7 protein-coding genes are annotated in these 7,062 nt (G+C 63.1%); 6 read left to right on the top strand and 1 reads right to left on the bottom strand.

Translation table 11 applies throughout. The features are described 5' to 3' along the window. Window positions 1–173 precede the first annotated feature (173 nt). Entirely contained in the window at window positions 174–527 is a 354-nt protein-coding gene (locus FQ664_RS25500) for a YkgJ family cysteine cluster protein (RefSeq protein WP_144175748.1), read from the top strand. 2 nt (window positions 528–529) lie between these two features. On the opposite strand, the gene dadR is transcribed toward FQ664_RS25500, so the two are convergent. Next, a complete protein-coding gene (gene dadR, locus FQ664_RS25495; RefSeq protein ID WP_003258963.1) occupies window positions 530–1,018 on the bottom strand; it encodes a transcriptional regulator DadR in 489 nt (162 codons plus the stop codon). 156 nt (window positions 1,019–1,174) lie between these two features. Between dadR and dadA the strand changes: the two genes are divergently transcribed. The 5 genes from dadA to FQ664_RS25470 all read left to right on the top strand — a co-directional run bounded on the left by dadA (window position 1,175) and on the right by FQ664_RS25470 (window position 6,993). Beyond that, on the top strand, window positions 1,175–2,479 hold the full coding sequence (gene dadA, locus FQ664_RS25490) for a D-amino acid dehydrogenase (RefSeq protein ID WP_144175747.1): 1,305 nt from the start codon (window positions 1,175–1,177) through the stop codon (window positions 2,477–2,479). Window positions 2,480–2,623: 144 nt separating this feature from the next. Further along, a complete protein-coding gene (gene alr / locus FQ664_RS25485; RefSeq protein WP_144175746.1) occupies window positions 2,624–3,697 on the top strand; it encodes an alanine racemase in 1,074 nt (357 codons plus the stop codon). A gap of 109 nt (window positions 3,698–3,806) precedes the next feature. Further along, window positions 3,807–4,355 (top strand): cupin domain-containing protein, encoded by a 549-nt coding sequence (locus FQ664_RS25480; RefSeq protein ID WP_144175745.1) that lies wholly within the window; start codon window positions 3,807–3,809, stop codon window positions 4,353–4,355. A 154-nt stretch (window positions 4,356–4,509) separates the two neighbouring features. After that, window positions 4,510–4,914 (top strand): c-type cytochrome, encoded by a 405-nt coding sequence (locus FQ664_RS25475; protein WP_038408395.1) that lies wholly within the window; start codon window positions 4,510–4,512, stop codon window positions 4,912–4,914. A gap of 219 nt (window positions 4,915–5,133) precedes the next feature. Further along, window positions 5,134–6,993, top strand: coding sequence for an acetyl-CoA hydrolase/transferase C-terminal domain-containing protein (locus FQ664_RS25470; RefSeq protein ID WP_144175744.1), 1,860 nt, complete (start codon window positions 5,134–5,136; stop codon window positions 6,991–6,993). Window positions 6,994–7,062: the final 69 nt, after the last annotated feature.

Genomic DNA, 7,062 nt, shown 5'->3' with positions numbered 1-7,062 from the left:
TGTGCCTGGAGATTGCTGAAAGAGGCCGAAGACGGTTCTACTGAGAAATTGCCTTCGGCCATAGAATCTCCCACAGGGACAGCGTAGTGCCTGATGCATCCACAATCCTGTGGGAGCGGGTTTACCCGCGAATGGGCCTATAATCCACCCAAATTATTTGCTCTGTACCCGCCATGTCCTGCAACCGCCACAAGATCCACTTCCTGCGCGAACTCATCCCCTCTTTCGAGTGTGAACCCGGCTGCCACGATTGCTGCGGCCCGGTCACCACGTCGGCGGAAGAAATGGCCCGCCTGCCGCGCAAGTCCCAGGCCGAGCAGGATGCCGCTCTGGAGCGCCTGGACTGTGTGCACCTGGGCCCCAACGGCTGCACGGTGTATGAAGAGCGCCCGATGATCTGCCGCCTGTTCGGTACCACCCCACGTATGGCCTGCCCGCGTGGCCGTGGCCCTGAACAGATGATCGAGCCCGCTGCCGAGCAGCTGGTCCACCAGTTCATTGCCACCACCCGCCAGGTACTGGTCTGACTTCAGTCCGGGATCGGCAGGCAAAGGCTTTCCTTCACCTCTTCCATCACGATGTAGCTCTTCGATTCGCGCACGTGTGGCAGCTTCAGCAGGATGTCGCCGAGCAGCTTGCGGTACGAGGCCATCTCGGAAATACGCGCTTTCACCAGGTAGTCGAAGTCACCCGATACCAGGTGGCATTCCAGTACGTGGGGCAGCTTCAGCACCGCACGGCGGAACTCTTCGAAGGTGTCGCCCGACTTGTAGTCCAGGCTGATTTCCACGAACACCAGCAGGCTGCCCTTGAGGTGCTGCGGGTTCAGGCGGGCGTTGTAGCCCATGATGATGCCCTCGCGCTCCAGGCGGCGGACCCGCTCGGTGCAAGGGGTGGTGGAAAGCCCGACTTTCTCGCCCAGTTCGGTGAAGGAAATACGCCCGTCATTCTGCAGGATACGCAGGATGTTACGGTCGATCTTGTCCAGTTCACGCTTGCTCTGGTGCTGGGTTCTCATAGGGGATGCCACTCCGTGAAAGGCGATTTTGCCGAGAATTCTCGCCAATAATAGGCTTTTATATAGTGAATTGCACTGCCATCAAATTCCTATACTGCGCGCATTCATGCCATTTCAATAAAAGTCTGCGGCGCGCCGCGTGCGAGGGATAAAACGATGCGAGTTCTGGTACTTGGTAGCGGTGTGATCGGAACCGCCAGTGCCTACTATCTGGCCCGGCAAGGTTTCGAAGTAACGGTGGTCGATCGCCAGCCGGCGGTGGCCATGGAAACCAGCTTTGCCAACGCTGGCCAGATCTCGCCCGGCTATGCCTCGCCCTGGGCCGCCCCGGGCGTGCCGCTGAAGGCCATCAAGTGGCTGCTGGAGCGCCACGCGCCCCTGGCCATCAAGCTCACCGGCGACGTCGACCAGTACCTGTGGATGGCACAGATGCTGCGCAACTGCACCGCCAGCCGTTATGCGGTGAACAAGGAGCGCATGGTGCGCCTGTCCGAGTACAGCCGTGACTGCCTCGACGAACTGCGCGCCGAAACCGGTATTGCCTACGAAAACCGCAGCCTGGGGACTACCCAGCTGTTCCGTACTCAAGCTCAGGTAGATGCTGCGGCCAAGGACATCGCCGTGCTGGAACAGTCCGGCGTGCCTTACGAGCTGCTCGACCGCGACGGCATTGCCCGCGTCGAACCGGCCCTGGCTGGCGTCAAGGACATCCTGGCCGGCGCCCTGCGCCTGCCCAACGACCAGACTGGCGACTGCCAGCTGTTCACCACCAAGCTTGCCGAAATGGCCGTGAAGCTGGGCGTGGAGTTCCGCTTCGGCCAGGACATCCAGCGCCTGGACTTCGCAGGTGACCGTATCAATGGCGTGTGGATCGACGGCAAGCTGGAAACCGCCGACCGCTACGTGCTGGCGCTGGGCAGCTACTCGCCGCAGATGCTCAAGCCGCTGGGCATCAAGGCCCCGGTGTACCCGCTGAAGGGCTACTCGCTGACCGTGCCGATCACCAACGGCGACATGGCTCCGACTTCGACCATTCTCGACGAGACCTACAAGGTCGCGATCACCCGTTTCGACAACCGCATCCGCGTCGGCGGCATGGCTGAAATCGCCGGTTTTGACCTGTCGCTGAACCCGCGTCGGCGCGAAACGCTGGAGATGATCGTCAACGACCTTTATCCTCGCGGCGGTGATCTGAGCCAGGCAAGCTTCTGGACCGGCCTGCGCCCGGCGACCCCGGACGGTACGCCGATCGTCGGTGCCACGGCGTTCCGCAACCTGTTCCTGAACACCGGTCACGGTACCCTGGGCTGGACCATGGCGTGCGGTTCCGGTCGCCTGCTGGCCGACCTGATTGCGCGCAAGAAGCCGCAGATCAGTGCCGAAGGCCTGGACATTTCCCGTTATGGCAACCGCCCGGAAGTGGCCAAGCACGGGCAGACTGCGCCGGCTCACCAGCAGTAATAGCCTGTACCGGCCTCTTCGCGGCTAAAGCCGCTCCCACAGGGGTTGCATACCCCCGGACATTGTGCGGTCCCCTGTGGAAGCGGCTTTAGCCGCGAAGAACCCGACACCGTTTTCAACCCGAACCACCATAAGGCAGCCGCCATGCGACCCGCCCGCGCCCTGATCGACCTCCAGGCCCTGCGCCACAACTACCGTCTGGCCCTTGAACTGACCGGTGCCAAAGCCCTCGCCGTGATCAAGGCCGACGCCTACGGCCACGGCGCCGTGCGTTGCGCGCTGGCCCTGGAGGCCGAAGCCGACGGCTTTGCCGTGGCCTGCATCGAAGAGGCACTGGAGTTGCGCGCTGCCGGTATCAAGGGCCCGATGCTACTGCTCGAAGGCTTCTTCGAAGCCAGTGAACTGGCGCTGATCGCCGAGCACAACCTGTGGTGTGTGGTGCACTCGCTGTGGCAGCTGGAAGCGATTGAAAAGACTCAGTTGCACAAGCCGCTTACCATCTGGCTCAAGCTCGACAGCGGCATGCACCGCGTTGGTCTGCACCCCAAGGATTACCACGAGGCCTACCAGCGCCTGCTGGCCAGTGGCAAGGTCGCACGCATCGTGCTGATGAGCCACTTCGCCCGCGCCGACGAGCTGGATGCCGACGCCACCGCCCAGCAGATCGCGGTGTTCGAGGCTGCTCGCCAAGGCCTGGCCGCTGAATGCAGCCTGCGCAACTCGCCGGGTGTGCTGGGTTGGCCGCAGGCACCCAGCGACTGGGTACGCCCGGGCCTGATGCTGTACGGCGCCACGCCATTCGAAGTCGCCCAAGCCGAGGCCGAACGCCTGCAACCGGTGATGACCCTGCAATCGCGGGTGATCAGCGTGCGCGAGCTGCCCACCGGCGAACCGGTGGGCTATGGCGCCAAGTTCGTCAGCCCACGGCCAACCCGCGTTGGCGTAGTCGCCATGGGCTATGCCGATGGCTACCCGCGCCAGGCGCCCAACGGTACCCCGGTGCTGGTTGCCGGCAAGCGCACCCAGCTGATCGGCCGGGTGTCGATGGACATGCTCAGCATTGACCTGACCGACGTGCCGGAAGCCACCGTCGGCAGCCCGGTCGAACTCTGGGGCAAGCAGGTGCTGGCCAGTGAAGTGGCCGCGCACGCGGGTACCATTCCCTACCAGATTTTCTGCAACCTGAAGCGCGTACCGCGGGACTACACCGGCGAATGACACGCTGAAGCGGACAGGTTGAGGGGCGGTGTGTTGTAAATACTGAACGGCATTGCCATGATATCGTTCACATCCACCCCCCATTCCACCGTTTCAGGAGGCTCCAGCTTTGGACGTCGGCGAACGACTGCAAGCCATCCGCAAGCTCAAGGGCCTGTCCCAGCGTGAACTCGCCAAGCGTGCCGGCGTGACCAACAGCACCATCTCGATGATCGAGAAGAACAGCGTGAGCCCGTCGATCAGCTCGCTGCGCAAGGTGCTGAGCGGCATTCCCATGTCGATGGTCGAGTTCTTCTCGGTCGAGCTGGAACCTCAAAGCCCCACGCAGATCGTCTACAAGGCCCATGAGCTGATCGATATCTCCGACGGTGCGGTGACCATGAAGCTGGTCGGCAAGTCGCACCCCAACCGTGCCATCGCCTTTCTCACCGAGGTGTACCCACCGGGTGCCGACACGGGGGCCGAAATGCTTACCCACGACGGCGAAGAAACCGGCATCCTGCTTGAAGGCCGCCTGGAGCTGGTGGTCGGCAACGAGATCTTCATCCTTGAAGAGGGCGACAGCTACTACTTCGAAAGCACCCGGCCGCACCGCTTTCGCAACCCGTTCGACCGGCCGGCGCGGTTGATCAGTGCGGCGACGCCTTCAAACTTTTGATCCAGCGCAGTGCATTGATTCGGCAATACCCCTTTCCCGTGTAGGGTCGTTTCACGGCCTCCGGGTTCCCGCTATACTTTTCAACGCTCGCCGATCCGTGGCCGCGAGCGTGATTAGCCACCATGAGGGTGTTCGCGTGAACCAAATCAAGAAGATGCTGGCCGTACCAGCAGCCGTATTCGCCCTCTGGGCAATGAGCGCAACCGCTGCGACCAATGATGACATCGCCAAGCGCCTGGAGCCGGTTGGCCAGGTGTGCGTCCAGGGCCAGGAGTGCAAAGGCATGGAAGTGGCCGCCGCCGCAGGTGGCGGTGGTGCCAAGACGCCGGACGAGATCATCGCCAAGCACTGCAATGCCTGCCATGGCTCCGGCCTGCTCGGCGCGCCGAAGATTGGCGATACCGCAGCGTGGAAAGAACGTGCCGACCACCAGGGCGGCCTCGACGGCATCCTGGCCAAGGCCATTACCGGCATCAACGCCATGCCGCCGAAAGGCACCTGCGCGGATTGCTCGGATGACGACCTGAAAGGGGCGATCAAGAAAATGTCCGGGCTGTGAGAAACAGCTGAATTGCATGAGGCCCGCCGTTGATGGCGGGCTTTGTTTTTGTGGTGCCTGTGCCGGCCTCTTCGCGGGTAAACCCGCTCCTACAACGATCTAGGCACAACAGCTGATTGTTGTAGGAGCGGGTTTACCCGCGAAGAGGCCGGCACAGGCAACCAACCCGCCTGAAGCCATGTCCAACCCCTGAACCCATGGATGTCTCAGGAGGCCCCGATGCACCTCTGCTCCATCGACCAGGCTGTCGAGCAAGCCCTGGCGCGCTTGCCATCCCACATCCACATGGGCCTGCCACTGGGCCTGGGCAAGCCCAATGCCTTCGTCAACGCCCTCTATGCCCGTGTGCGCGAGCTTCCCGAGCGGCAACTGACCATCTACACCGCCCTGTCCCTCGGCCGCCCATCATTGGGTGATGGCCTGCAGCGGCGCTTTCTGGAGCCCTTCGTCGAGCGCGTTTTCGCCGATTACGAAGAGCTCACTTACCTCGCCGACCTGCGCAACGACAGCCTGCCGCCGAACATCCGTGTGGAACAGTTCTTCATGCAGCCCGGCAGCTTGCTGCACAGCGCGTCCGCGCAGCAGAGCTACATCAGCAGCAACTACAGCCACGCCGCGCGCGACATCAACGCCAAGGGCCTGAACCTGATCGCCCAGCTGGTGGCTGCCACGCCCGAGAAGCCGGTGCACCTGAGCCTGGCCTGCAACCCCGACATCACCCTCGACCTGCTGCCGATGATCGCCAAGCGCCGCGCCGTCGGCGAGACCATCCTCATGCTCGGCCAGGTGCATGCCGAGCTGCCTTACATGCCAGGTGACGCCGAGCTACCCATCGATGCGTTCGACCTGCTGATCGATGCAGCCGAGCAACGCCGCCTGTTCTCCACGCCGAACATGCCGGTCAACACCCAGGACCACTGCATCGGCCTGCACGCCAGCAGCCTGGTGCGCGACGGCGGCACGTTACAGATCGGCATTGGTGCCATGGGTGACGCGGTAACCGCTGCACTGCTGGCGCGCCAGGGTGACAACGCCGGCTATCGTGCCGTGCTCGAGGAGCTGGATATCGGCCCGTGGCAAGCGCTGATCGAGCGGGAAGGGGGCCTGAATACCTTCGCCCAGGGCTTGTACGGCTGTAGCGAGATGTTCGTCAACGGCCTGCTGGTGCTGGCCGACGCAGGCCTGCTGCGACAGCCGGCGGATGAGCAGGGCGCGATACTGCATGGTGGTTTTTTTCTCGGCCCGCAGGCGTTCTACCAGCGCTTGCGCGACATGCCGCTGGAACAGCGCGCACGGTTTGCCATGACGCGTATCAGTTTCATCAACGAGCTGTACGGGCAGGAGGAACTCAAGCGCCGCCAGCGCCGCGATGCGCGCTTCATCAACACTGTGTTCGGCATGACCCTGCTTGGCGCCGGGGTGGCCGACCAGCTGGAAGACGGTCGCGTGCTCAGCGGCGTGGGCGGGCAGTACAACTTCGTCGCCCAGGGCCATGCGCTGGAGGGCGGGCGTTCGATCCTGCTGCTGCGCAGCTGGCGTGAGGCGGGCGGGGAGGTGACCTCGAACCTGTTGTGGAACTATGGCCATTGCACCATCCCCCGGCACTTGCGCGATATCGTGGTGACCGAGTACGGCATTGCCGACCTGCGTGGGCAGACCGACAGTGAGGTGATTGCGCGGTTGCTGGCGGTCTGTGATTCGCGGTTCCAGCAGGGGCTGATCGAGCAGGCAAAGGACGCCGGCAAGCTGGCCAGGGATTTTCAACTGGAGGCGCGCTTTACCGACAACACGCCGCAGCGGCTGGAGGCGGTCAGGGCGCGGCACTCGCGGTTGTTCCCGGAGTATCCGCTGGGTACGGACTTTACCGCTGAAGAGCGGGATTTGCTGCGGGCGCTGAACTGGTTGAAGAGCAAGTTCAAGCTGAGCGAGGTGCTGGAGTTGGGCAAGGCCGCGCTGGATGCGCCGGGGCCGGAGGGGTATGAGCAGCATCTGCTGCGGATGCAGCTGGATCAGCCGCAGGGGTTAAAGGAAGAGCTATATCAGCGGTTGTTGCTGGCGGGTTTACAGGCTACAAGATAAATCCAGAGGCACACCGTCCCCTGTGGGAGCGGGTTCACCCGCGAATGCGATGGCACATTCGAAATCGCA

It is taken from the genome of Pseudomonas persica (assembly GCF_900291015.1).
Lineage (GTDB): Bacteria > Pseudomonadota > Gammaproteobacteria > Pseudomonadales > Pseudomonadaceae > Aquipseudomonas.
This window is presented reverse-complemented; position numbering and strand designations above follow the sequence as displayed.